Consider the following 23,311-nt stretch of genomic DNA (forward strand, 5'->3'; position numbering starts at 1 on the left):
CCTATGGTAGGGAATATTAAAATTAATCTCTGGTTAGGCTTTATCGGTTTTTTGATTACTTTTTTTGCTTCTATCGAAAACAATTTATGGACCACGAGTTTATTTAGAGGGGTTTTAGGATTCGCATTATGGTTTTTCTTGGCATTCGTGTTGCGCTTTGTTTTAGGGATTCTAGCCAATCCTGCAAGCGCAACATCGAATAAGCCTTCTAGCCCTACTTCTTCGGGAAATGAATCAACTTCTGTTTCCGCAGATGATCCAAATAGAGGCAGCCAATTTGATGTAGTCACACCTGATCAAGATCAGGAATTAAGTGACTTACTAACACCGAAACCAACAGACACAGTGGAAAAGGATAGCTTTGCTCCTCTTAATCCACCCAAACTGGTTTCAACCAAGCAACAAGATCCGGAGGAAATGGCGAAGGCTGTTCGTCACCTGACACAAAAGTAAGGAGGGTGAAAGCAATTGAGCGAGCAAAAAGCAACCCATCTAAATCATTCAGAGTTGTGGGTACAGTGGAAGGAGTATGGAAACGTCGAAGCCAAGAAGAAGCTAATTGAAAACTACTATGGCACCGTTGAATATGTTTCCAGCCGCCTTGCAATTGGATTACCCAAAAATGTCTCTAAAGATGATCTGATGAGTAATGGAGTTATGGGTTTAATTGATGCAATTGAAAAGTTTGATTATAAACGTGGACTTCAATTTGAAACATATGCTTCTTGGAGAGTACGTGGTGCGATATTGGATGGTCTTCGTCAAGGAGATTGGGTTCCAAGATCGGTACGCGAGAAAGCACGCAAAATTGAAGACGCCTATCAGCAATTGGAACAAAAATATCTACGTTCTGTATCGGATGCAGAAATTAGTAACTATTTGGATATTACAGAAAAAGACTTTCAAAATATGCTTCAAGATGTAGCGGTTATGACGATTACTTCATTGGAAGATCCTATTCGTGAAGAAGAGTCTGAAACAAGAATGTCTTTGATCGTAGATGAGAAAGCCAAAAATCCAGATCGTACTGTAAACGATTTTGTACTTAAAGAATCGCTTATGAAAGGTATTGAAAAGCTTACCGATAAAGAGAGAACGGTTGTATCACTACTTTATTATGAAGACCTATCACTCAGTGAGATTGCTGAAGTCATGTCATTATCACCATCACGAATCTCTCAACTTCATTCCAAAGCTATTCTACGATTACGTGGAGCACTGGATAAGCAAAAAGGTCTATTAATGCAAGACATGTGAGACGCCGCTACTTGTATGAAAGGGTGAATTAGGCGTGACCTCTCAATTAGCAATAGACCCGTATTTAAAAGTTATTTTTTCTGATGATAAATCTGTCGCCTATCTTGAATTTACTAAGTTTGATCAAGAATTTGAATGCACAGCCGAACAACTGGAGGGATTTTTGCGTACGCAAGGCTTGAGTAATGGAATTGATTCAATCATCTTACAACAAATTTCTAGCAATCCTGAAGCTTATACTTTGGACAAAGTGATCGTTGCTCAAGGACAAAAGCCAGTGAATGGAATAGATGGAAGAATTGAATATACCGTATCATTTGATGATGTTGGTAGAAGACCACTCGAAACTCAAGATGGTAAAGTAGACTACAAAGAATTAGTACAACTGAACAATGTTCGTAAAGGACAAATGATCGGTAAAAAAATCGATCCTTTACCAGGGCAAGATGGAATATCTGTTACAGGAGAACCTATTCCTTACAAAGCAGGTAAAGAAGCTCGATTTAAAGTAGGTAAAAATATTGTATTAAATCCTGAACATACCGTCATATATGCTGCTTTGGATGGTATGATATCTTTAACCGAAAAAAGTAAAATTAATGTGTTTCCTGTGTATGAAGTGAATGGAGATATAGATTACCATACAGGCAATATCGACTTTGTAGGAACGGTCGTTATTCGTGGTAATGTGTTATCTAATTTTCGCGTTAAAGCATCTGGAGATATTAGAATTGTTGGCGGTGTAGAAGGCGCAGAGCTAGAAGCTGGTGGTTCAATTGAAATCACAGGCGGAGTGATCGGTTATCATAAAGGTCTGGTCAAAGCAGCTGTCAATGTCAAAAGTTCATTTATCCAGGATGGAAATGTAGAAGCTGGTGAAGCGGTAATTGTTTCTCAAAGTATTATGCATTCTAACGTGCGTGCTGGTAAAAGTATTTTCTGTAATGGACCTAAAGGGTTAATTGTAGGTGGACAATTACAAGCAGGTGAAACAGTTGTTGCGCGAACCATTGGTAATACGAGCTTTACAGTAACAGATATTGAAGTAGGCGTATTGCCTGAACTACGCAATCAATTAGGTGTGTTGCGCAAAGAATTAAAAACGCATGTAGAAAATTTGGAAAAAACAGAAAAAGCACTTCATTTACTCGATCAGCTTGCTTCTGCTGGACAACTAGGTTCAGACAAATTGGCTTTGCGTATTAAATTATCGGCGACTAAAAAAAGCCAACTGCGTGAACATGATGAAATTAAAGAAAGTATTTGGGAAATTGAAAGAACACTTGAAGAATCAGCAAAAGCCAAAGTTGAAGTGATTCATACGATTTTTGGCGGTTCCAAAGTTGTGATCGGTCGATATACCAAATATATTAAGGATACCTCTGAACGTGTTAGCTTCACATATGATGATGGTGATATTGTGATGGTTTCCAACCATTAATTGACCATAAGGTGGGGTGTTTGAAATGAGTATGCGAAATATTGAATTGCAAATTGCTATTCCTAGAACCAGTGAAGTGAGTAAAATTCAACAAGCGCACTTGTTGCGTCCAGCGATTGATCAGACTTTACTGGCCGAGCAAATAAATGAGCATACAGAGCGTATGCGTAACCGTAGTGGAGAAGTAAGCGAGTCGTCATCCAACTTTATTCATGATGGAGAAGCTGGAGAACATCATCATACGGCGAGCGAGCATCAATCAGACGAACACCCTACTCCTGAAGCTACGCCAGCGGAACATCCTTACAAAGGCAAGAATATCGATTTGTCTTTCTAAAAATGTAAACCACATAAAAAGTGAGTTGAATGAATTTGCCAGGATGGATATATATTGTTCTGATCGGGGCAGTCGCGATTGTATATGGATTTTTGTTACCCAAAGCTCGTAATGTGGCAGCTACCGCTCAGTCTATGGCTACTGTGGATAAAGTAGAGGATACATTGGAACATTATATGGCCGAGATCGAGAAAGAGAACGAAGAGATTATTGATCTAGTCTCCAAAATCAAACAAGAGTCTACAGCGAAGCAATTAGCGCTGCAAGAGCAGTTAACCGAAATGAGACAACGTTTGATACAGTTAGAACAAAAGCCAGATCCTGTTATAATGCAACCTGTTGCTCAGCCGATACCTCCTACGCAGAACCCTTCGTATATGCCATCACAGGGCACAGGAACGCAAGGAGATGCGTTACGAGAGTCAGCTGCGCGAATGGCGCAAGAGCATAGTGAGCCAATTGTAGAACAGCAAGCAGATACGACAGAACGTATTCAGGATCGCTATCAAGAACTGTTTGCCCTTTACAAAAATGGGAAGTCAATTGATACAATAGCCAAAACGGTAGGTTTACAACGTGGCGAAGTTCAATTGATTTTGCAGTTGGCCAAACAGGAGGATCATACGTGATTAAAAACCGTTCTTTGATGATTGGGATAGGAATAGGAATTATTATTGGTGCTGTATTGCTTCAACTTTTCAATATTGGCAAAGGACAAACGATGCTTGATGGTACACAGCTAACAGCTGAGCAGATTCGAGAAGCGGCTCAAGCTCAAAATATGCAGGTGTATGCTTCAACAGAGAAAGTCTATAGTAGCGACGAGTGGAAACAGTTGCAACAAGAAGAAAAGCAAAAAGAAGAAGCAGCCAAACAGGCGAAGGAAAAAGCGAACGGTCAGTCTACTACCAAAGAGCCGACCAGTGAGCAACCGACGACGCCAGCAGATCCGACAACACCAGAGTCTAAAGAAACCAAAACGACCACTAATTCAACAACGCCTAAAGCAAGTAATCCAAGTTCTCCGGCACAACCGAATACACCAACTACTTTTAAGATTACAAGCGGAGAAATGCTTAATGATATCGCTTATAATTTAAAAACAGAAGGTGTGATCGACAGTCAAAAAGAATTTGTGAATCGTGTTTCGGAACTCAAAGCCAATACTAAATTACAGGTTGGTACTTTTACGCTAAATGCGGGTGAAGATCTGGATTCGATTATTGATAAGATTACACATGAGCCGTCTCAATAATGTGATTACTGCATTATTAAGACGGCTTCGCGTCTGAATATGATCCCATATACATAACGATCAATTTGGGTGTTGCGCAATAGCTATTTGATGTGATATATTAACTAATGGTGTTAAAACACACGCATTCTGATTTCAGGTAAAGGTGCTTTTCAGACGAAAAGTTTTACCGAAAGTTGACGTTTGCGGAGGCACACAAAAAACCAAAATAATAGGAGGTACATGGATATGGCAGTTATTTCCATGAAACAGCTTTTAGAAGCTGGCGTACACTTCGGTCACCAAACACGTCGTTGGAACCCGAAAATGGATCGTTACATTTTTACAGAAAGAAACGGAATTTACATCATTGATTTGCAAAAAACAGTGAAAAAAGTTGACGAAGCTTACAACTTTGTAAAATCCATCGCTGCTGACGGCGGTACAGTATTGTTCGTTGGTACGAAAAAACAAGCTCAAGATTCTGTTAAAGAAGAAGCTGAGCGTTCTGGTCAATTCTACATCAACCAACGTTGGTTGGGTGGAACTCTAACTAACTTTGAAACGATCAAAAAACGTATCAATCGTTTGAAAGAGTTGGAAAAATGGGAAGAAGACGGTACTTTCGAAGTTCTTCCTAAAAAAGAAGTAATCTTGCTTCGCAAAGAAAAAGATCGTCTTGAGAAATTCTTGGGCGGTATCAAAAACATGAAAGGTTTGCCTAGCGCGTTGTTCATCATCGATCCTCGTAAAGAGCGTATCGCTGTTGCAGAAGCACGTAAATTGGGTATTCCAATCGTAGGTATCGTTGATACTAACTGTGATCCAGACGAAATCGATTATGTTATTCCTGGTAATGATGACGCGATTCGCGCTGTTAAATTGTTGACTGGAAAAATGGCTGATGCTGTGGTTGAAGCTAACCAAGGCGAGCAAACTGCATAATTGTTTCTATTCATATTATCTTTAAATGAATGACAAAATAAAAAGGGTGGTTGGCAGGTGGATAACCTCTCACTGCCCTTTTTTTAAGATGATGTATAAAAAAACTAAATTTTTAATTATATGGAGGTTACAACAATGGCAGTTAATGCTAGCGCAGTAAAAGAACTTCGTGAAAAAACAGGCGCAGGAATGTTAGATTGTAAAAAAGCGCTTGAAGAAACAAATGGTGATATCGCTAAAGCAGTAGACGTACTTCGTGAAAAAGGTCTTTCTGCAGCAGCTGGTAAAGCTGGACGCGCTGCAACAGAAGGCGTAGTTGAATCTTACATCCACGCTGGCGGTCGTATCGGCGTATTGGTAGAAATCAACTGTGAAACTGACTTTGTTGGTAAAACAGACCAATTTAAAGAGTTTGCACGCGATATCGCTATGCAAATCGCAGCAGCTAGCCCATTGTATGTTCGTCGTGAAGAAGTTCCTACAGAAGCTCTTGAGAAAGAAAAAGAAATTTTGAAAGCTCAAGCGTTGAACGAAGGCAAACCAGAAAAAATCGTTGAAAAAATGGTTGAAGGCCGCATCGGTAAATACTATGAAGAGTATTGCTTGATGGAGCAAACTTTCGTTAAAAACCCTGATAAAACAATCGATCAATTGTTGAATGAAAAAATCAGCACAATCGGTGAAAACATTTCAATCCGTCGCTTTGTTCGTTATGAACTAGGTGAAGGTCTTGAGAAAAAACAAGACAACTTTGTTGAAGAAGTTATGGCACAAGTAAATCAATAATCGCGACTAGCGACAAAGCGATTTACAATAACCGGAACACGATTTAAGAATAGAACAGAAGGAAGGGACACAGACTGTGTTCCTTCTTTTGTAAAATCTTATCATTCCGAGAACCTCATGGCAGAGCCGGAACAGGCAGTATTAGCGCCCTATCCGGCTTTATTACCATCAGGACTAATTTTCACAAAGTGGAGGGTATACAATTGAATAAACCTGTATTTAAAAGAGTTGTCTTGAAAGTCAGCGGTGAATCATTATCGGGTCAAAACGGATACGGTATTGATGCCGATACAATCGTCTCAATTGCCAATCAGATCAAAGAAGTCGTCGCGTTGGGTGTAGAAGTTGCGATTGTATGTGGAGGAGGCAACATCTGGCGGGGAATCGCGGGTAGCGCAAATGGTATTGACCGCGCGACAGCCGATTATATGGGTATGCTTGCTACTGTAATGAATTCTTTAGCTTTGCAAGATGCATTAGAGCAAATTGAAGTTCCTACTCGTGTGCAGACTTCTATTGCAATGCAACAAATCGCAGAACCCTATATTCGCAGAAGAGCTATTCGTCACTTAGAAAAAGGTCGTGTCGTTATTTTCGCAGCGGGTACGGGTAATCCTTTCTTCTCTACAGATACAACAGCTGCTTTACGTGCTGCTGAAATCGAAGCAGAAGTTATTTTGATGGCAAAAAACAAAGTGGATGGCGTTTACTCAGCAGATCCATTTAAAGACGAAAATGCTCAAAAATTCGAACAGCTTACATACCTGGATATCTTGAACCAAAATCTAGGTGTAATGGACTCTACAGCTTCATCGTTATGTATGGATAACAATATTCCACTCATCGTGTTTGCGATTACCGAAGAAGGAAACATCAAACGGGTCGTGCTCGGCGAGAAGATCGGGACGATCGTCAAAGGGAGTGTAGATTAATGCCTCAATCAATCAAAAAAAGTGCAGAAGAACGCATGGAAAAAGCGATTCAAGCGTTAAGTCGTGATCTATCCACGCTTCGTGCTGGACGCGCTTCATCTTCTATTTTAGATCGCGTACAAGTTGAATATTATGGTGCTTTGACACCTCTTAATCAATTGGCTAATATCAGTACTCCAGATTCTCGTACATTGATTATTCAGCCTTGGGATAAATCTTCTTTAGCTGATATTGAACGTGCGATTATGAAGTCAGATTTGGGTCTTACACCTGCTAATGATGGTAACATCGTACGCTTGAGTATTCCTGCTTTGACAGAAGAACGTCGTTCTGAATTAGTGAAATTAACTAAAAAGTTTGGCGAAGAATCTAAAGTTGCGGTTCGTAATATTCGTCGTGATGCAAATGAGGATATCAAAAAGCTAGAAAAAACAGATATCTCTGAGGACGAATCACGTCGTCACCAAGAAGATGTTCAAAAACTTACGGACAAATTCATTGCGGAAGTCGACAATGTACTTGCTTCAAAAGAAAAAGAGATTATGGAAGTGTAAGAGACTTACGACCCCTCCGAATAGGTGGGGTTTGTCTCTTTTCACTACTGGCATGGAGGAAAAGTGATGCTCAAGCGTGTTCGCTCGTGGTGGAAAAAGGAAGAGCTACAGGTTTCCGCCGAGCTTTCGCAAGATAATATTCCAAAGCATATCGCTATCATTATGGATGGCAATGGACGATGGGCGAAAAGTTTGGGATTACCGCGTGTAATGGGTCATCAAAATGGTATGAAGGCTGTAAAGCGTGCCACAATTGCTGCGGATGACTTGGGAGTTCAATATTTAACCATGTATGCTTTCTCTACTGAAAATTGGAAAAGACCCAAAGAGGAAGTTGACTTTTTGATGAAACTTCCTGGTGAATTTATAGTATCTGAATTGGATGAATTGATTGAAAAAAATGTACAGATTCGTTTGATGGGACACAAAGAGGTATTGCCTCCTCATACGATAGAGCCTTTGGAAAAAGCGATTCGCGATACTGCTAATAATACAGGGCTGGTACTTACATTTGCTCTGAATTATGGAGGTCGTGATGAAATTACTGAAGGTGTTAAAGAAGTAGCACAAGCGGTACAAAACGGTACAATGCGTATAGAAGATATTACTTCTGAAAGTTTTGAACGTGTTTTGCAATCGTCAGGGATGCCTGATCCTGATTTACTTATACGAACAAGCGGAGAACTTCGCCTGAGTAATTTTATGTTGTGGCAACTTGCCTATACAGAATTGTGGTTTACTCCTATTTTTTGGCCAGAGTTTGGCAAGCAACATATGATCGAAGCGGTAGTAGAATACCAGCGTAGAACTCGTAGATATGGTGGTTTGAAATGAATGGGAATCTCTGCAATGGCAGGGGATATCCATTTGTTCGGATGGAGGATGGATTGTGAAAGAGCGGATAATCACTGGCATTGTAGCCGGAACACTCTACTTAGGGCTTTGCCTGCTCGGTGGCTATGCTTATCATGGCCTGCTGGTGGTGATGGCTCTTATTGGATATTATGAGTTTGTAATCATGACAAAGTCGACTCCGTTTGGAGCACCGGCAGTAATCGGATATATTAGTGTACTGTATATGCTTTTCCCATGGACATTAATGAATCTTGAACCGCCGTTGTCTAATGATCACAGTATGTGGATTGTGATGCTATTGTTGTTATCCATTACTGTTATTTCCAAAAATAAAGTGGATATTAAACAAATGGCGCTACTGTTTATCGGAGCCGTTTATATAGGTACAGGATTTGCATATATTGCAGATACACGTCAGACACCAGATGGACATGGGTTATTCTGGACCTTTATGTTGCTTGCTTCGATTTGGGCTAGTGATATTGGAGCTTATTTTACAGGCAAAATGTTGGGCAAAAATAAGCTGTGGCCTTCAATCAGCCCTAACAAAACAGTGGAAGGTGCGATTGGTGGAGTTGTATTTGCTATTGTAGTGGCTGTTATTTTTTCACTGATATCACCACAACTACTTCCAATGACTAATGCGATATGTATAGGTATTGCTGCGGCTGTAGTAGGACAAATGGGTGACTTGATTCAATCGGCATACAAGCGTATCTATGGAATCAAAGACTCTGGTAAATTACTACCTGGTCATGGTGGCATTTTGGATCGTTGTGATAGCTGGTTAATGGTATTTCCGCTTGTTCATATTGCGTTCCTTTTACCTTTTTAATAAATAATCATTTAAACGATAACCTATTGTAATCTAACGGGGTGCACAATGAAAAAATTAGCTATTCTTGGCTCTACAGGTTCAATCGGTACTCAAACATTAGATGTTGTACGTGCTCATCCTGAAGCTTTTGAAGTGGAAGGACTTGCAGCAGGCAACAATATAGAATTGTTAATGCAGCAAGTGTTGGAATTTAAGCCATCTAAAATTTCTGTAGGTTCTAAAGAATCAGCAGAACAGATCAAACAGCAATTGCCTGCTCATATTCAAGTATTTTATGGCGAGCAAGGACTGATTGAAATTGCAGCCGGAACAGATGCTGATACAGTAGTAACAGCAGTGATGGGTAGCATGGGTCTTCCTTCTACACTAGCAGCGATTGATGCTGGCAAAACGATAGGTCTGGCTAACAAAGAAACATTGGTAACAGCAGGACATTTAGTGACAGCTCGTGCTAGACAAAAAGGTGTTCAATTGTTGCCGATTGATAGCGAACATTCAGCATTATTTCAATGTCTAAATGGAGAACCTCGTGAACGTATACATCAATTAACGTTGACTGCTTCAGGTGGTTCATTTCGTGATCGTACACGAGAGCAATTGAAGCATGTGACTGTTGCGGATGCACTCAAGCATCCTAACTGGTCTATGGGTTCTAAAATTACGATTGATTCTGCAACGATGGCGAATAAAGGACTAGAAGTGATCGAAGCACACTGGTTATTTGATATGCCGTATGATCAGATTTCTGTACTGCTACATCCTGAAAGTATTATTCATTCGTTTGTTGAATTTGTAGATACGAGTATTATTGCGCAGCTAGGTAATCCTGATATGCGTGTACCGATTCAATATGCTTTAACTTATCCGGATCGTCAGCAAGCTCCTTCTTCGCGTCTATCGTTAGCTCAGATCGGGCAATTGAATTTCCGTGAAATGGATTATGTTCGTTTTCCTTGCTTGAGTATGGCTTTTGAAGCGGGTCGTCTGGGCGGTACAGCTCCAACAGTATTTAATGCTGCTAATGAAATTGCAGTTTCTCGATTTCTAAATGGAGAAATTCCTTTCTTACTGATTGAAGACATTATTGCAGATGCGCTACAACAGCATGAAGTGATTGCCAATCCAGAACTGGAAGTTATTTATGCTACTGATGCACAGACAAGAGCGAGAGCAAGTGCATTTTCAGTATTATAAGTATGAAGATCATATGTTTTAAATCATGAAGTGATCAGAATATAGACGTTTCGTATCGATTATGCGGTAGTGGTTTTGTATCATTACGATTATGCCTATAACCGGGATTATCAACAGAAATGGAATTTATTTCTTGATGTTCGCCATGCTCTGCTTGTATCAGACCGTACAAAAGTGATAATCTAAAAGTGCAGACCTTCGGTCGCAAGCGAAAAAGGAGGATTTGGCGATTTGGAGACACTTCAAGTAGTAGTTATGACGGTACTCATGTTTTTTATTATTGTAACGGTGCATGAGTGGGGGCATTATTATTTTGCCAAGCGTGCAGGAGTTTTAGTACGCGAATTTGCTATTGGCTTCGGCCCAAAACTGTTTTCATATAAAAAAGATGAAACTGTATTTACATTGCGTCTACTACCTTTCGGTGGTTACGCACGTATGGCTGGTGAAGATCCTGAACTGGTTGAGATTCAGCCTGGACAGACGATCGCTATTCGCACAGCAAATGAAGTGGTAAAAACGATTTTTGTAGATCAGTTAGATAATCGCAAAAATGTAATTCGTGGTGAAGTACAATCGATAGATATTATAGACGATCTCAAAATTGTACTGGATGTTGATGGTGATATTCAGACTTTTAATGTAGATCCCAAAGCAATGATGTCGATTAAAGGTCAAGATATTCAGATTGCACCGCGTAATCGTCAGTTTAATAGTGCAACTGTAGGTCAACGTGCATTGTCTATTTTTGCAGGGCCTGCGATGAACTTTATCCTTGCATTTATTCTTTGTCTGATCTTAGTACGTATGACAGGTGTACCTGTAGAAAATCCGACTGGCGTTATTTTGGGTCAAGTTACTTCTAATTCTCCTGCTCAATCTAGCGGACTGATGAAAGGCGATCTAGTTGAAAAGGTTAATGGAACTAACATTGCTGGGGATTCTGTGAAAATGATTAGTTTGATTGAATCTTCTGCTGGGAAACCAATGGAATGGACGATTGAACGTGGTGGTAAAGAACAAACGGTGACTATTACTCCGAAAGCCAATGAAAAAAATGTAGGTAAAGTCGGTGTAGCAGTAGAACCACAGACTCGTTCAGCTTCATTTGGTGAAACATTCAGCTATGCAGGTGAACGTTTTATCGATATGAGTACAACGATTTTGACAAGTTTGAAAATGCTAATTTTCGGACAGTTCCATCTGAATGATCTTGCAGGGCCTGTAGGTACGATTCAAGTAACGACTGAAGTGGCTAGACAAGGACTCGACAGTATGATTCTGTGGACAGCGCTAATCAGTACCAACTTGGGTATATTCAATTTGCTACCTATTCCAGCATTAGATGGAAGTCGTTTGATTTTCTTACTTGTGGAATGGATACGTCGTAAGCCGCTTGAACCAAGCAAAGAAGGTCTGGTTCATTTGATTGGATTCGGAATGTTATTCTTGCTTATGATTGCTGTAACTTATAATGATATTGTACGTTTAATTAAAGGATAATTTCTCTCCTTTAACATCTAGACAGACATGATATACTAAAGGAAAGACCACAGAAGCAGAAGGGTGGAAATGCAACATGTACGCCTCAGCGTAAAGTTGAAGGATGTTGCAATACTCACTCTTTTGCTTCTTTGTCTGAAATCATTCAACAAGCACTACCAATCGTGATACAATAAGATAAAATGAGTGAGCAATAGTGGCAGATATCGTTGCTACCATTATTGATGTACACTCGCTAAATATTTGGTTACTTACAGGAGGATATCCATTTTTATGTCGAATGATAAGCAGGACAAACAATTCGTAACTGAAATTACACCACAAGGTGAAGACTTCTCACGCTGGTATATTGATGTGATCAAAAAAGCTGAATTAATGGACTATTCACCTGTACGCGGTTGTATCGTATTCCGCCCGGATGGATACGAAATTTGGGAACATATTCAGCAAGATCTAGATCGTCGTTTCAAAGAAACCGGTCATCGTAATGCATATTTCCCATTGTTTATTCCAGAAAGCTTTTTTGAAAAAGAAAAAGAGCACATTGAAGGATTTAACCCTGAGTTGCCATGGGTAACTGAAGCAGGTGGAGATAAGCTAGAAGAACGTTTGGCAATTCGTCCTACATCAGAGACAATGTTCGGACATATGTATTCCAAATGGATTCAATCATACCGTGATTTACCTGTATTGATTAACCAATGGGCGAACGTTGTTCGTTGGGAAAAACGTACATTACCGTTCTTACGTACAAGTGAATTCTTGTGGCAAGAAGGTCATACAGCTCATGAGACAGAAACAGAAGCACGCGAAGAAACTATGCGTATGCTTGAAGTATATCGTGACTTTGTAGAAAGTTTCTTAGCCATCCCTGTAATTACAGGACAGAAGAGCCCTTCTGAGAAATTTGCAGGCGCACGTGATACGTATTCGATCGAAGCTATGATGAAAGATGGACGTGCAGTACAAGCAGGGACATCTCACTTTATGGGTACTAACTTTGCGGAAGCATTTGAAATTCAGTACTTAAGTCGTGAAAATACACAAGAGTATGCACATACAACATCATGGGGTGTAAGTACACGTCTAATCGGTGCGCTGATCATGGTGCATGGTGATGATCGTGGATTAGCATTGCCTCCTAAAGTAGCTCCAAAACAAGTCATGATTATTCCAATTGGCCCTCCTAAAACACGTGATATGGTGGTAGGACGTGCTGACGAATTATTTGCTGAGTTGAAAAAAGCAGGTGTACGTGTAGGCATTGATGATCGTGCAGATGTACGTCCAGGTTGGAAATTCAACGAGTACGAGATGCGCGGTATCCCCGTTCGTCTGGAAATTGGACCTCGTGATATGGAAAATGGAGTATGCGTATTGGTTTCTCGTATTACAGGCGAGAAAAAACAAGTCGCTCTTGAAAATATCGTTACAGAAGTTCAAAATATGTTAGAGCAAGTACAACAAGAAATGTATGATCGTGCACTGGCGTTCCGTGAAGAAAACATGCATGAAGTAGATACATTGGATGAAATGAAAGCTATTATGGAAGAAAAACGTGGCTTCTTTATCGCGGGCTGGGATGGTACGATCGAATCCGAAGCCAAAGTTAAAGAAGAAACAGGAGCAACGATCCGTAATATTCCTTTCCAATTAGATGTTCAAAAAGAAAAATGTTTAGTAACTGGAGAGCCAGCGAAACACACTGTTGTATTCGCTCGTGCGTATTAAGATATTTGGTCATACAAGATCTATTCAGGTAGATCAAATATATGTACAATTCAATTTCTAGCTGCTGTTGGTATAGGGCTGAAATGAACATATAGCTAAAGGTTCAAAGCTATTGAAGCAGGCAAGCTTCCAACAGAGTGGAGTAGACGGCAGTCTGATACCAACTTTTGTGGAGGCTTGTTGCTTTTTGGAAAGGGGGATCTTATGAGCGTTAGTGGAGAGAAAAGAACACGATTCGAGCTGTTAATGAATCAGGCACAAGTACCTGCTGGATTAATGGAGCCTCATTTTGCAGATGGGATGATTGATCGTGTAGAGATTAGTCGTAGTAACAAAGAATGGAAAATCGTGATTGCTAAAGAAACATTAGTCGCAGCACCTACCTATCGTGCATTTTGCTTGCATATTCAGGAGAAAATGGGACATATCGCGAAAATCCGTTTTCTTTTTCAATACGATGAAGCTGTAGATGTTGTACAGATTGTAGAAGAATATTGGAATATGTTTTTGGAATGGGTACAACGCGAAATTCCTTCGGTCAACGGTTGGATGACACGTGCTAAATATATGGTAGATGATCATACCGTCACAGTGACGATGAGCGATAATATGTCATTGGAACTGGCTAAAAAGAAACAAATCGATCAAGCGATTATCCGTTTTTATCAAGATTATTTTAATCTGACTTTGCGGATCAAGCTTCAAGTCGGGGAGAATACAACAGAAGCGGTAGAAGAATTCCATGTACAACGTCGCAAAGAAGAACTGGAAGAAATCGAGAAATTGATGACCAGTATGGAATCTGAATTTGAAGAAGATACCGATGCAGATGGAGAACCTGTTCGCTTGCAAGTCGGTTATGAGATCAAAGAGCAACCGACACCGCTACAAGATATTCAAGACGAAGAAAAGAAAATTACGATTCAAGGAACAATTTTTGGACTCGAAAGCAAAGAGCTTCGTAACGGTAGTACATTATTCACGTATTTCTTAACTGATTTTAGTGACTCATTACAAATGAAAATGTTCGCCAAAAATAAAGAAGATCTCAAAATTATGAATCTACTGGCTAATGGTAAATGGGTGAAAGCTCGTGGTAGAGTGGAATATGATCGCTTTATGACGATACCGGAACTTGTTATGATTCCGTCTGATCTTAGTGAAGTCAAAGCACCGGCTGGACGCAAAGATGATGCAGATGAAAAACGCGTTGAATTCCATTTGCATACGACAATGAGTTCGATGGATGGAATTACACCGATCGATCAATATGTGAAAACAGCGGCAGCATGGGGACACTCAGCGATTGCTGTAACCGATCATGGCGGAGTGCAATGTTATCCAGAAGCTTATAAAGCAGCTAAAAAGCATGGTATCAAAATCATGTATGGACTTGAAGCGAATGTAGTGAACGATGCTGTAGCGATTGTACTCAATCCTCAACCGATTGATCTGAAAACAGCTACGTATATCGTTTTTGATATAGAGACCACAGGTTTATCTGTAACACAGAACAAAATTATAGAAATTGCAGCGATCAAAATGGTAGATGGCAAAGAGTTAGATCGTTATGCTACTTTTGTCGATCCGCATGAACGTATTCCTTATAATATTCAACAATTGACGAATATTACAGACGATATGGTTCGCGGAGCGCCAGAGATTGATCAAGTCATTCGTGAATTTGTAGAATTTGCTGGCGATGGTATTCTCGTCGCTCATAATGCGCGTTTTGATATAGGATTTATTCAAGCAACACTCAAAAATCATGATTTACCTGAAATGGAAAATCCGGTACTCGATACACTTGAACTTGCACGTTTACTTTATCCAACATTGAAAAATCATCGTCTGAATACATTAGCAGCCAAATATAAAGTTTCGCTGGAAAGTCATCACCGGGCGATCGATGATACGATAGCGCTTGGAGGCATCTTATTCGGCTTATTAAGTGATGCGGATAAAGAGCGTCGCTTAACTCGTTTGGATCGGTTAAATGAATTTGTAGGACAGGATCTATCCAATGTACGTCCTTTCCATTGTGGCATTTATGCATTAAATGAGATTGGTAAAAAGAATCTATTCAAATTAGTCACTTTATCGCATACTCAGTATTTCAAACGGGTAGCTCGTATTCCTAAGTCAGTGTTGACTGAATATAGAGAAGGATTAATCGTACTGTCTGGTTGTGAAAAGGGAGAGTTTTTCGAAGCTGTTTTGAACAAATCAGTTGAAGAAGCAGAAGAAATCGCTCAATTTTATGATGTACTAGAAATCCAACCGTTAACGATGTATATGCATCTTGTAGACAAAGGATTGGTTGCAAGTCCTCGTGAGTTAGAGATTGCAGTAAATAAGATTTATGATATTGGAGCTAAATTAGAAAAGCCTGTAGTGGCTACAGGAAATGTTCATTATTTAGAACCAAGACAGAAATTGTTCCGCGATATTACGATTAACGGGATTACAGGCTTTAGCCCGCTTAAAGATCAACGTAAACCGGATGCTCATTTACGCACTACCAATGAAATGCTAGAAGAATTTAGCTTTATGGGTGAAAGCAAAGCAAAAGAAGTTGTTATCACCAATACGCAAGCATTAGCAGAACGTTTTGAAGCATTTGAACTGTTCCCGGATAAATTATTTACACCGATTTTAGATGGAGCAGATGAAGAAATTCGGAATACTTGTTATGATACAGCGAAATCTATTTATGGTGAAGATCTGCCAGATGTAGTAGTAAAACGTCTTGAAAAAGAATTAGAGCCTATTATCAAGTTTGGATTTTCTGCCAACTATTTGATTTCAGAAAAATTGGTTAAAAAGTCAAATCAAGATGGTTATCTAGTAGGTTCAAGGGGTTCAGTGGGTTCTTCAGTAGTAGCAACATTTCTGGGGATCTCTGAAGTAAATCCATTGCCTGCTCATTATATCTGTACTAATCCAGAGTGTAGACATAGTGAATGGTTTTTAGATGGTAGTATTCCTAGTGGATTTGATTTACCGGATAAAGACTGCCCTGATTGCAATGGTAAGCTTAAAGGAGAAGGTCAAGATATTCCATTTGAAACGTTCTTAGGATTTAAAGGGGATAAAGTTCCCGATATCGATTTGAACTTCTCTGGAGATTATCAACCGAAAGCTCATAATTATACCAAAGAATTATTTGGCGAAAAAAATGTATTCCGCGCAGGTACGATTGGTACTGTAGCCGAGAAAACAGCGTTTGGATTTGCCAAAAAGTATGAAGAGTTACATCAGAAAAAATGGCGTAATGCTGAACTCAGTCGTCTTGCGTCTGGATGTACAGGCGTTAAGCGGAGTACAGGACAGCATCCCGGCGGTATCGTTGTTGTACCGGATTATATGGATGTCGAAGATATTACACCAGTTCAATTTCCAGCGGATGATGTGACAGCAGAATGGAAAACCACTCATTTTGATTATCATGCATTTGAAGCGAACTTGCTCAAGCTTGATATACTGGGACATGATGATCCGACGATGATGCGGATGTTGCAGGATTTGACTGGTGTCGATCCAACTCAAATTCCAATGAATGATCCTAAAGTCATGAGTATGTTCAACTCAACAGAAGCATTAGGAATTACAGCAGAACAATTACGTAGCCCTGTAGCGACTTATGGGGTGCCAGAAATGGGTACCAAATTTGTACGTCAGATGTTGATTGAATCTTTACCATCTTCATTTGCCGATTTGTTACAGATATCCGGTCTGTCTCATGGAACAGGGGTATGGCTAGGCAATGCGCAAGATTTGATCAAAAATAATACATGTAATATCAAAACGGTTATTGGTTGTCGTGATGATATTATGTTGTTCTTAATTTACAAAGCAGGTATGGATGCCAGTCTTGCTTTTAAAATTACGGAGAGTGTACGTAAAGGTAAAGGGTTATCACAAGAGTGGATCGATGAGATGAAGAAATGCAAAGTACCACAATGGTATATTGATTCTTGTCTTAAAATCCAATACATGTTCCCGAAAGCCCATGCGGCTGCATACGTTATTTCAGCAGTGCGGACGGCTTACTTCAAACTGTATTATCCGATCCAATATTATGCGACCTATTTTACAGTGCGGATTGAAGACTTTGATCCTGATCTATGTTGTCAGGGATATGAAGCGATCTATCGCAAAATTGTAGAGATCGAGCAAATGGGATTCCAAGCACCAACCAAAGAAAAAAATATGATTCCGATGCTAGAGATGGCACTGGAAATGACAGCCCGTGGATTCAAATTCCAACCGGTTGATCTGTATCGCTCAGAAGCGACAACATTTACAGTGGATGAAGATAGCTTGATTCCTCCATTTTCCGCAGTACCGGGTATTGGTGATAATGCAGCACGTAATATTGCAGCTTCACGCCAACATGGAGAATATTTATCGATAGAAGATTTCCAACAGAAGTCCAAAGCAAGTAAAACGATTGTAGAATTGATGACTCAAATGGGTTGCTTCCGTGGCTTGCCAGAAAGTAATCAGTTGTCGCTGTTTTAAGAAAGCTTGTGATAAGATTACATCAAGCGCTAGCGCTGTGTAGTCAAGGTTATTTACTTGTCACTCCTTTGGAATTATGATATAATTTTAAGGTGATAAGGAAGATAAAACCGTTTTGTGAAGAGTGGGGAAACCCACTCTTTACTCTTTGGTATAAGGTTGTTGAATACATTTACAGGAAATAATGACGCAGACGATCGAACCGAGAGAATTAAATTGGTTCGATTTTCTACAAAAAGCGGCAATAATGAATTTGTTCAACAACATGTTTTGCATATAGGATTTTAAGGTGATGGAGGGTTGAATTGTTTGAGCACACCGAAGATTAAAACGACCGTAGAAGAAATGGTACAGCCATTTTTGAGTGAGCATGGCTTCGAGTTGGTCGATGTGGAATATGTAAAAGAGGGTAACAACTGGTTTTTGCGAGTGTTCGTGGATAAGGACGGCGGTATTGATATCGAAGATTGCAGTCGGGTTAGCGAATATCTAAGTGAACAATTGGATGGTAATGATCCGATCTCTGGAGCTTATTTTCTAGAAGTATCTTCTCCAGGTGCAGAGCGTCCACTTAAAAAGAGTGAAGATGTTGCAAAAGCAGTTGGCAAAGATGTTTTTGTAACGACGTATGCACCTTTAGACGGACAGAAGGAATTTGAAGGACGATTGCTTTCATTCGAGAATGAAGAATTGCTGATCGAAGCGGGCAAAAAAACGCACACTATTCCATATGAAAAAGTAGCCAGCGCAAGACTGGCAATCATTTTTTAAACGGTAGTTTTTTGAAAGGGGGAACTTGAAGCACATGAGTATGGAGTTTATTGAAGCAATGAATGAATTGGAAAGAGACAGAGGGATTAGCAAAGACATCCTGTTTGAAGCGATCGAGGCAGCCCTAATTTCCAGTTATAAGCGTAATTTTAATGCGGCACAAAATGTACGTGTTGATATGAACCGTAATACAGGAGTTATCAAAGTATTTGCACGTAAAAATGTAGTGGAAGAAGTCATGGATGTACGTACAGAAATTTCTGTCGTATCTGCACGTGAGATTAACCCGAATTTTCAGTTAGATGATGTAGCTGAGATCGAAGTGACTCCACGTGACTTTGGACGTATTGCTGCACAAACAGCGAAGCAAGTCGTAACTCAACGTATTCGTGAAGCTGAGCGCGGTCTGATCTACAATGCATTTATCGACAAAGAAGAAGATATTGTAACAGGTATCGTTCAACGTCAAGATGCGCGTAACATCTATGTAGATTTAGGCAAAATTGAAGCTGTACTTCCTTTAACTGAATTGATGCCTAACGAGAAATTCACCATGAATGAACGTATTAAGGCATACATCACTAAAGTTGAAAATACAACTAAAGGTCCTCAAATTATTTTATCACGTACACATCCAGGATTACTTAAACGTTTGTTCGAACTTGAAGTGCCTGAGATTTTTGATGGCGTAGTTGAAATTCGTTCTGTAGCACGTGAAGCAGGCTTCCGTTCTAAAATTGCTGTATTCTCACGCAATGAAGAAGTGGATCCAGTTGGTTCATGTGTAGGTCCTCGTGGTATACGTGTACAGATGATCGTTGGCGAACTTCGCGGTGAAAAAATCGATATCGTTCGCTATTCTGAAAGTGTTGAAGAGTATGTTGCTAATGCTCTAAGTCCATCCAAAGTGCTTGAAGTTCAAGTATTTGAAGATGAGAAGATGGCACGTGTAATCGTTCCTGATTATCAACTATCTCTAGCAATTGGTATCAAAGGGCAAAATGCTCGTCTTGCTGCCAAATTGACAGGATGGAAGATTGATATTAAGAGCGAGACGCAAGCAGAAGAAGAGTACGGTCGTCCTAAAGAAGCCGGCGAAGAAATGCATCAAGATTCAATATCGGTTGACTAAACATTTTCATTTGTATGCCTGATAGGACTTTCCCTCAAAATGGCAGGGGACAGGTGCCGCTTTGGATGTTGATGTTATGATAACAATATGGGGAGTTCGAAGGGGGACATGAGATGATGATAAAAACCAAAAAAGTGCCGCTGCGCAAATGTGTAGCTTGCCAGCAGATGATGCCGAAAAAAAGTCTAGTGCGTATTGTACGTACGCCAGACGATCAGGTAGAAATGGATTTGACCGGTAAAAAATCGGGACGTGGTGCGTATATTTGTGGCAACATGGCCTGTTTTCGTTTGGCACAAAAGAGTCGTGCGTTTGATCGTGCACTCAAAGCGCCTGTTAGTGCGGAAATATATGAGCAACTTGCCAACGAATTTAGCAACGTAGAAAACGATTTTTGTACAGTACAGGAAAGAGGCGCTAATGAATAACGAACTATCCCTACTCGGGCTTGCGATGCGAGCCGGCAAAGTGTTATCGGGAGACGAATTGGTTCTCAAAGCTATTCGTTCTCGCGAAGCCACCCTTGTCGTATTAGCTGGAGATGCTTCAGATAATACACAAAAAAAATTCCGTGATAAATGCGGAAGTTACACTATTCCGCTTCTTATTGGGTATGATCGTGATCAGCTCGGCTCAAGCATAGGTAAAGATGGGCGAGTCGTGTTGGCTCTAACCGACAAGGGTTTCGCAGAGTTATTCCGCAAACGAATGGGGAATTCCTCGGAGGTGGAATATATTGAGCACACAGGAGCAGAAGGATAAACTGAGAGTTTATGAATATGCGAAATCTCTCAATATGAGTAGTAAGGAAATCATTACGATCTTAAAAAGACTGGATGTACCGGTCAATAATCATATGAGTGTTATGGAAAATGATGCTGTATCCAAAGTGGAAAAGTTTTTTAAAGATATCAAATCCAATGCTGAGGATAAGCATGTCAATGCAACAACCAAAAACACGAGTGCGGATAGTACTCGTCCAAAAATTCAACAGGAAAAGCAGGTAGGTATGGATACGAAAACGCAGAACAACTCAAATAGTGGGAATAACAAACCCCAAAACGGTTCCTCTAACAGTAACCGTAGTAACTCGTCGTCTAGTCAATCAAGTAACCGTCCAAGTACGGGAAGCAATAACAGTAGTGCTAGAACATCTTCAACATCAGGACCAAGCAGCCGTCAACCAAGCAGCGCTTCTCGTCCACCATCTCAATCCAGCTCTCAAAACCGTCAACCTTCTGGTCAAGTAAGAAGTGCTGGTTCTACAGGTGGTAACAGCAGTACTAGCAGCAATGGTAACCGTAATGCTAGTGGCGGTGCTGGAAATGGTAATGCCGGTCCTAAACGCAACAACAGTACTGGTGGCGGTCAAGGCGGAGGCAATCGCTCCGGTGGCGGCGGTGGTAACCGTTATGGAAGCAACAACGGTAACCGTAACAATAACGGTCGTGGTGGTAAAGGTCGCGGCAAAAATCAATATAGCAACCAACCTCCTCGTGAGAAAATTGATAATACACCTAAGAAAATCATCGTTCGCGGTGAAATGACTGTTGGTGAAACAGCTAAATTGCTTCATAAAGATGCTTCAGAAGTTATCAAAAAGTTGATCACAAGTGGCGTAATGGCTACGATTAACCAAGAGCTTGATTTAGATACGATCCAGTTGCTTGCTAGTGACTATGGGGTAGAAGTCGAAATCAAAATCGCGGTTGAAGATGATCGTTTTGAAACGGTTGAAGAAGTCGATGATGAAGCTGATTTGAGCACACGTCCTCCAGTTGTAACTATTATGGGTCACGTCGATCATGGTAAAACAACATTGCTTGATGCGATTCGTTCTACGAATGTAACAGGTGGCGAAGCTGGTGGTATCACTCAGCATATCGGTGCATATCAAGTTGAAATCAACAAAAAGAAAATCACTTTCTTGGATACACCGGGTCACGAAGCATTTACAGCTATGCGTGCTCGTGGTGCACAAGTAACAGATATTACAATTATCGTAGTTGCAGCAGATGATGGCGTTATGCCACAGACAGTAGAAGCGATTAACCATGCGAAAGCAGCGGGTCTTCCTATTATTGTTGCTGTAAACAAAATCGATAAACCAGGCGCTAACCCTGATAAAGTAAAACAAGAATTAACAGAGTATGAATTGGTACCGGAAGAGTGGGGTGGAGATACAATCTTCGTGAATGTATCTGCAAAACAACGTAATGGTATCGAAGACTTGCTTGAAATGATCTTGTTGGTTGCTGAAGTCAATGATTACAAAGCAAACCCTGACAAACGTGCTCGTGGTGCAGTTATTGAAGCTGAACTAGATAAAGGTCGCGGTCCAGTAGTTCGTGTCCTTGTTCAAAACGGTACGCTTAAAGTTGGAGATGCTTTTGTAGCAGGTAACTGCTTCGGACGTATTCGTGCAATGGTAAGTGATAAAGGTCGTCGCCTCAAAGAAGCAGGTCCTTCTACACCAGTAGAAATTACAGGTCTGACTGAAGTTCCTTTAGCTGGAGATCCGTTCATGGTGTTTGAAGATGAGCGTAAAGCTCGTTCAATCGCTGACAAACGTGCGATTACACATCGCCAGTCTGAATTGGGTGCGAACACTCGCGTAACATTGGATGATCTTTTCCAACATATCAAAGATGGCGAAATCAAAGATCTTAACGTTATTATCAAAGGTGACGTTCAAGGTTCGGTTGAAGCTCTTAAAGGTTCGTTGGAAAAAATCGAAGTCGAAGGCGTTCGCGTCAAAATTATCCACCGTGGTGTAGGTGCGATTAACGATTCTGATATTATCCTTGCTGCTGCTTCTAATGCGATCGTTATTGGTTTTAACGTTCGTCCGGATAGCCAAGCAACACAAACAGCAGAACAAGAAAAAGTAGATATCCGTCTACATCGTGTTATCTATAATGCTATTGAAGAAATCGAGCAAGCTATGAAAGGCATGCTGGATCCAGAATATAAAGAAGTTGTTGTTGGTCACGCTGAAGTACGTAGCGTATTCAAAATCAGTAAAGTTGGAGCGATTGCAGGATGTATGGTTACTTCCGGTAAAATGGTTCGCGCTGCTGAAAGCCGTCTGATCCGCGATGGTATTGTTATCTTTGAAGGTAAACTTGATTCACTTAAACGTTTCAAAGACGATGCTAAAGAAGTGGCTCAAGGGTATGAATGTGGTATTACATTAGATGGCTACAATGACCTCAAAGAAGGCGACATTATCGAAGCATTCATAATGGAAACCGTAGAGCGCTAAGTGCGAGGTGAA

Annotated in this window: 21 protein-coding genes; all 21 read left to right on the forward strand. The window is 40.4% G+C overall.

What is annotated here, in order from left to right; all coding sequences use genetic code 11:
* The first annotated feature begins 3 nt into the window (after positions 1-3).
* Positions 4-453 (forward strand): hypothetical protein, encoded by a 450-nt coding sequence (locus PQ456_RS08880; protein ID WP_273615789.1) that lies wholly within the window; start codon positions 4-6, stop codon positions 451-453.
* A 15-nt stretch (positions 454-468) separates the two neighbouring features.
* Positions 469-1,257, forward strand: a complete 789-nt coding sequence (locus PQ456_RS08885) for a FliA/WhiG family RNA polymerase sigma factor (RefSeq protein WP_273615790.1) — start codon at positions 469-471, stop codon at positions 1,255-1,257.
* 34 nt (positions 1,258-1,291) lie between these two features.
* A complete protein-coding gene (locus PQ456_RS08890) occupies positions 1,292-2,698 on the forward strand; it encodes a flagellar assembly protein A (protein WP_273615791.1) in 1,407 nt (468 codons plus the stop codon).
* A gap of 25 nt (positions 2,699-2,723) precedes the next feature.
* Positions 2,724-3,035: a hypothetical protein gene (locus tag PQ456_RS08895; RefSeq protein ID WP_273615792.1), complete on the forward strand. Its 312-nt coding sequence runs from the start codon at positions 2,724-2,726 to the stop codon at positions 3,033-3,035.
* Positions 3,036-3,064: 29 nt separating this feature from the next.
* Positions 3,065-3,664, forward strand: a complete 600-nt coding sequence (locus PQ456_RS08900) for a DUF6115 domain-containing protein (RefSeq protein WP_273615793.1) — start codon at positions 3,065-3,067, stop codon at positions 3,662-3,664.
* Positions 3,661-4,290 (forward strand): MltG/YceG/YrrL family protein, encoded by a 630-nt coding sequence (locus PQ456_RS08905; protein WP_273615794.1) that lies wholly within the window; start codon positions 3,661-3,663, stop codon positions 4,288-4,290. The genes PQ456_RS08900 and PQ456_RS08905 overlap by 4 nt, the downstream gene beginning before the upstream one ends.
* 228 nt (positions 4,291-4,518) lie before the next feature.
* Positions 4,519-5,214 carry a 30S ribosomal protein S2 gene (gene rpsB, locus PQ456_RS08910; RefSeq protein ID WP_069327352.1) on the forward strand — a complete coding sequence of 232 codons (696 nt, stop codon included), beginning with the start codon at positions 4,519-4,521 and terminating at the stop codon, positions 5,212-5,214.
* Positions 5,215-5,349: 135 nt separating this feature from the next.
* Entirely contained in the window at positions 5,350-6,000 is a 651-nt protein-coding gene (gene tsf, locus PQ456_RS08915; protein WP_204824548.1) for a translation elongation factor Ts, read from the forward strand.
* Between the two features lie 203 nt (positions 6,001-6,203).
* On the forward strand, positions 6,204-6,932 hold the full coding sequence (gene pyrH, locus PQ456_RS08920) for a UMP kinase (RefSeq protein ID WP_069327350.1): 729 nt from the start codon (positions 6,204-6,206) through the stop codon (positions 6,930-6,932).
* The gene (gene frr / locus PQ456_RS08925; protein WP_273615795.1) at positions 6,932-7,486 is read left to right on the forward strand and encodes a ribosome recycling factor; all 555 of its coding nucleotides are present in this window, start codon (positions 6,932-6,934) and stop codon (positions 7,484-7,486) included. Before pyrH ends, frr begins: the two co-directional genes overlap by 1 nt.
* Before the next feature lie 66 nt (positions 7,487-7,552).
* Positions 7,553-8,320 carry an undecaprenyl pyrophosphate synthase gene (locus PQ456_RS08930; protein WP_273615796.1) on the forward strand — a complete coding sequence of 256 codons (768 nt, stop codon included), beginning with the start codon at positions 7,553-7,555 and terminating at the stop codon, positions 8,318-8,320.
* A gap of 55 nt (positions 8,321-8,375) precedes the next feature.
* Positions 8,376-9,176 (forward strand): phosphatidate cytidylyltransferase, encoded by an 801-nt coding sequence (locus PQ456_RS08935; RefSeq protein ID WP_273615797.1) that lies wholly within the window; start codon positions 8,376-8,378, stop codon positions 9,174-9,176.
* Positions 9,177-9,224: 48 nt separating this feature from the next.
* Complete coding sequence (locus tag PQ456_RS08940) at positions 9,225-10,373, forward strand: 1-deoxy-D-xylulose-5-phosphate reductoisomerase (protein WP_273615798.1); 1,149 nt, start codon at positions 9,225-9,227, stop codon at positions 10,371-10,373.
* Between the two features lie 231 nt (positions 10,374-10,604).
* The gene (gene rseP, locus PQ456_RS08945) at positions 10,605-11,876 is read left to right on the forward strand and encodes an RIP metalloprotease RseP (RefSeq protein WP_273615799.1); all 1,272 of its coding nucleotides are present in this window, start codon (positions 10,605-10,607) and stop codon (positions 11,874-11,876) included.
* A 273-nt stretch (positions 11,877-12,149) separates the two neighbouring features.
* A complete protein-coding gene (proS, locus tag PQ456_RS08950; RefSeq protein WP_273615800.1) occupies positions 12,150-13,607 on the forward strand; it encodes a proline--tRNA ligase in 1,458 nt (485 codons plus the stop codon).
* Between the two features lie 204 nt (positions 13,608-13,811).
* Positions 13,812-18,131 (forward strand): PolC-type DNA polymerase III, encoded by a 4,320-nt coding sequence (locus PQ456_RS08955; protein ID WP_273615801.1) that lies wholly within the window; start codon positions 13,812-13,814, stop codon positions 18,129-18,131.
* Between the two features lie 309 nt (positions 18,132-18,440).
* The gene (gene rimP, locus PQ456_RS08960) at positions 18,441-18,902 is read left to right on the forward strand and encodes a ribosome maturation factor RimP (RefSeq protein ID WP_204824539.1); all 462 of its coding nucleotides are present in this window, start codon (positions 18,441-18,443) and stop codon (positions 18,900-18,902) included.
* A gap of 34 nt (positions 18,903-18,936) precedes the next feature.
* On the forward strand, positions 18,937-20,034 hold the full coding sequence (gene nusA, locus PQ456_RS08965) for a transcription termination factor NusA (protein ID WP_273615802.1): 1,098 nt from the start codon (positions 18,937-18,939) through the stop codon (positions 20,032-20,034).
* Positions 20,035-20,153: 119 nt separating this feature from the next.
* Complete coding sequence (rnpM, locus tag PQ456_RS08970) at positions 20,154-20,462, forward strand: RNase P modulator RnpM (RefSeq protein ID WP_273616283.1); 309 nt, start codon at positions 20,154-20,156, stop codon at positions 20,460-20,462.
* Positions 20,455-20,796, forward strand: a complete 342-nt coding sequence (locus PQ456_RS08975; RefSeq protein ID WP_204824537.1) for a L7Ae/L30e/S12e/Gadd45 family ribosomal protein — start codon at positions 20,455-20,457, stop codon at positions 20,794-20,796. Before rnpM ends, PQ456_RS08975 begins: the two co-directional genes overlap by 8 nt.
* Positions 20,771-23,299: a translation initiation factor IF-2 gene (gene infB / locus PQ456_RS08980; protein WP_273615803.1), complete on the forward strand. Its 2,529-nt coding sequence runs from the start codon at positions 20,771-20,773 to the stop codon at positions 23,297-23,299. Before PQ456_RS08975 ends, infB begins: the two co-directional genes overlap by 26 nt.
* Positions 23,300-23,311: the final 12 nt, after the last annotated feature.

The organism is Paenibacillus kyungheensis (genome assembly GCF_028606985.1).
Lineage (GTDB): Bacteria > Bacillota > Bacilli > Paenibacillales > Paenibacillaceae > Saccharibacillus > Saccharibacillus kyungheensis.

Bases quoted from the DNA above. Each gene is read 5' to 3' on its own strand.
- nusA (WP_273615802.1), top strand. From the start codon at position 18,937: ATGAGTATGGAGTTTATTGAAGCAATGAATGAATTGGAAAGAGACAGA.
- PQ456_RS08975 (WP_204824537.1), top strand. From the start codon at position 20,455: ATGAATAACGAACTATCCCTACTCGGGCTTGCGATGCGAGCCGGCAAA.
- PQ456_RS08895 (WP_273615792.1), top strand. From the start codon at position 2,724: ATGAGTATGCGAAATATTGAATTGCAAATTGCTATTCCTAGAACCAGT.
- frr (WP_273615795.1), top strand. From the start codon at position 6,932: ATGCCTCAATCAATCAAAAAAAGTGCAGAAGAACGCATGGAAAAAGCG.
- tsf (WP_204824548.1), top strand. From the start codon at position 5,350: ATGGCAGTTAATGCTAGCGCAGTAAAAGAACTTCGTGAAAAAACAGGC.
- PQ456_RS08900 (WP_273615793.1), top strand. From the start codon at position 3,065: ATGAATTTGCCAGGATGGATATATATTGTTCTGATCGGGGCAGTCGCG.
- rpsB (WP_069327352.1), top strand. From the start codon at position 4,519: ATGGCAGTTATTTCCATGAAACAGCTTTTAGAAGCTGGCGTACACTTC.
- PQ456_RS08940 (WP_273615798.1), top strand. From the start codon at position 9,225: ATGAAAAAATTAGCTATTCTTGGCTCTACAGGTTCAATCGGTACTCAA.
- proS (WP_273615800.1), top strand. From the start codon at position 12,150: ATGTCGAATGATAAGCAGGACAAACAATTCGTAACTGAAATTACACCA.
- PQ456_RS08880 (WP_273615789.1), top strand. From the start codon at position 4: ATGGTAGGGAATATTAAAATTAATCTCTGGTTAGGCTTTATCGGTTTT.
- PQ456_RS08955 (WP_273615801.1), top strand. From the start codon at position 13,812: ATGAGCGTTAGTGGAGAGAAAAGAACACGATTCGAGCTGTTAATGAAT.
- PQ456_RS08930 (WP_273615796.1), top strand. From the start codon at position 7,553: ATGCTCAAGCGTGTTCGCTCGTGGTGGAAAAAGGAAGAGCTACAGGTT.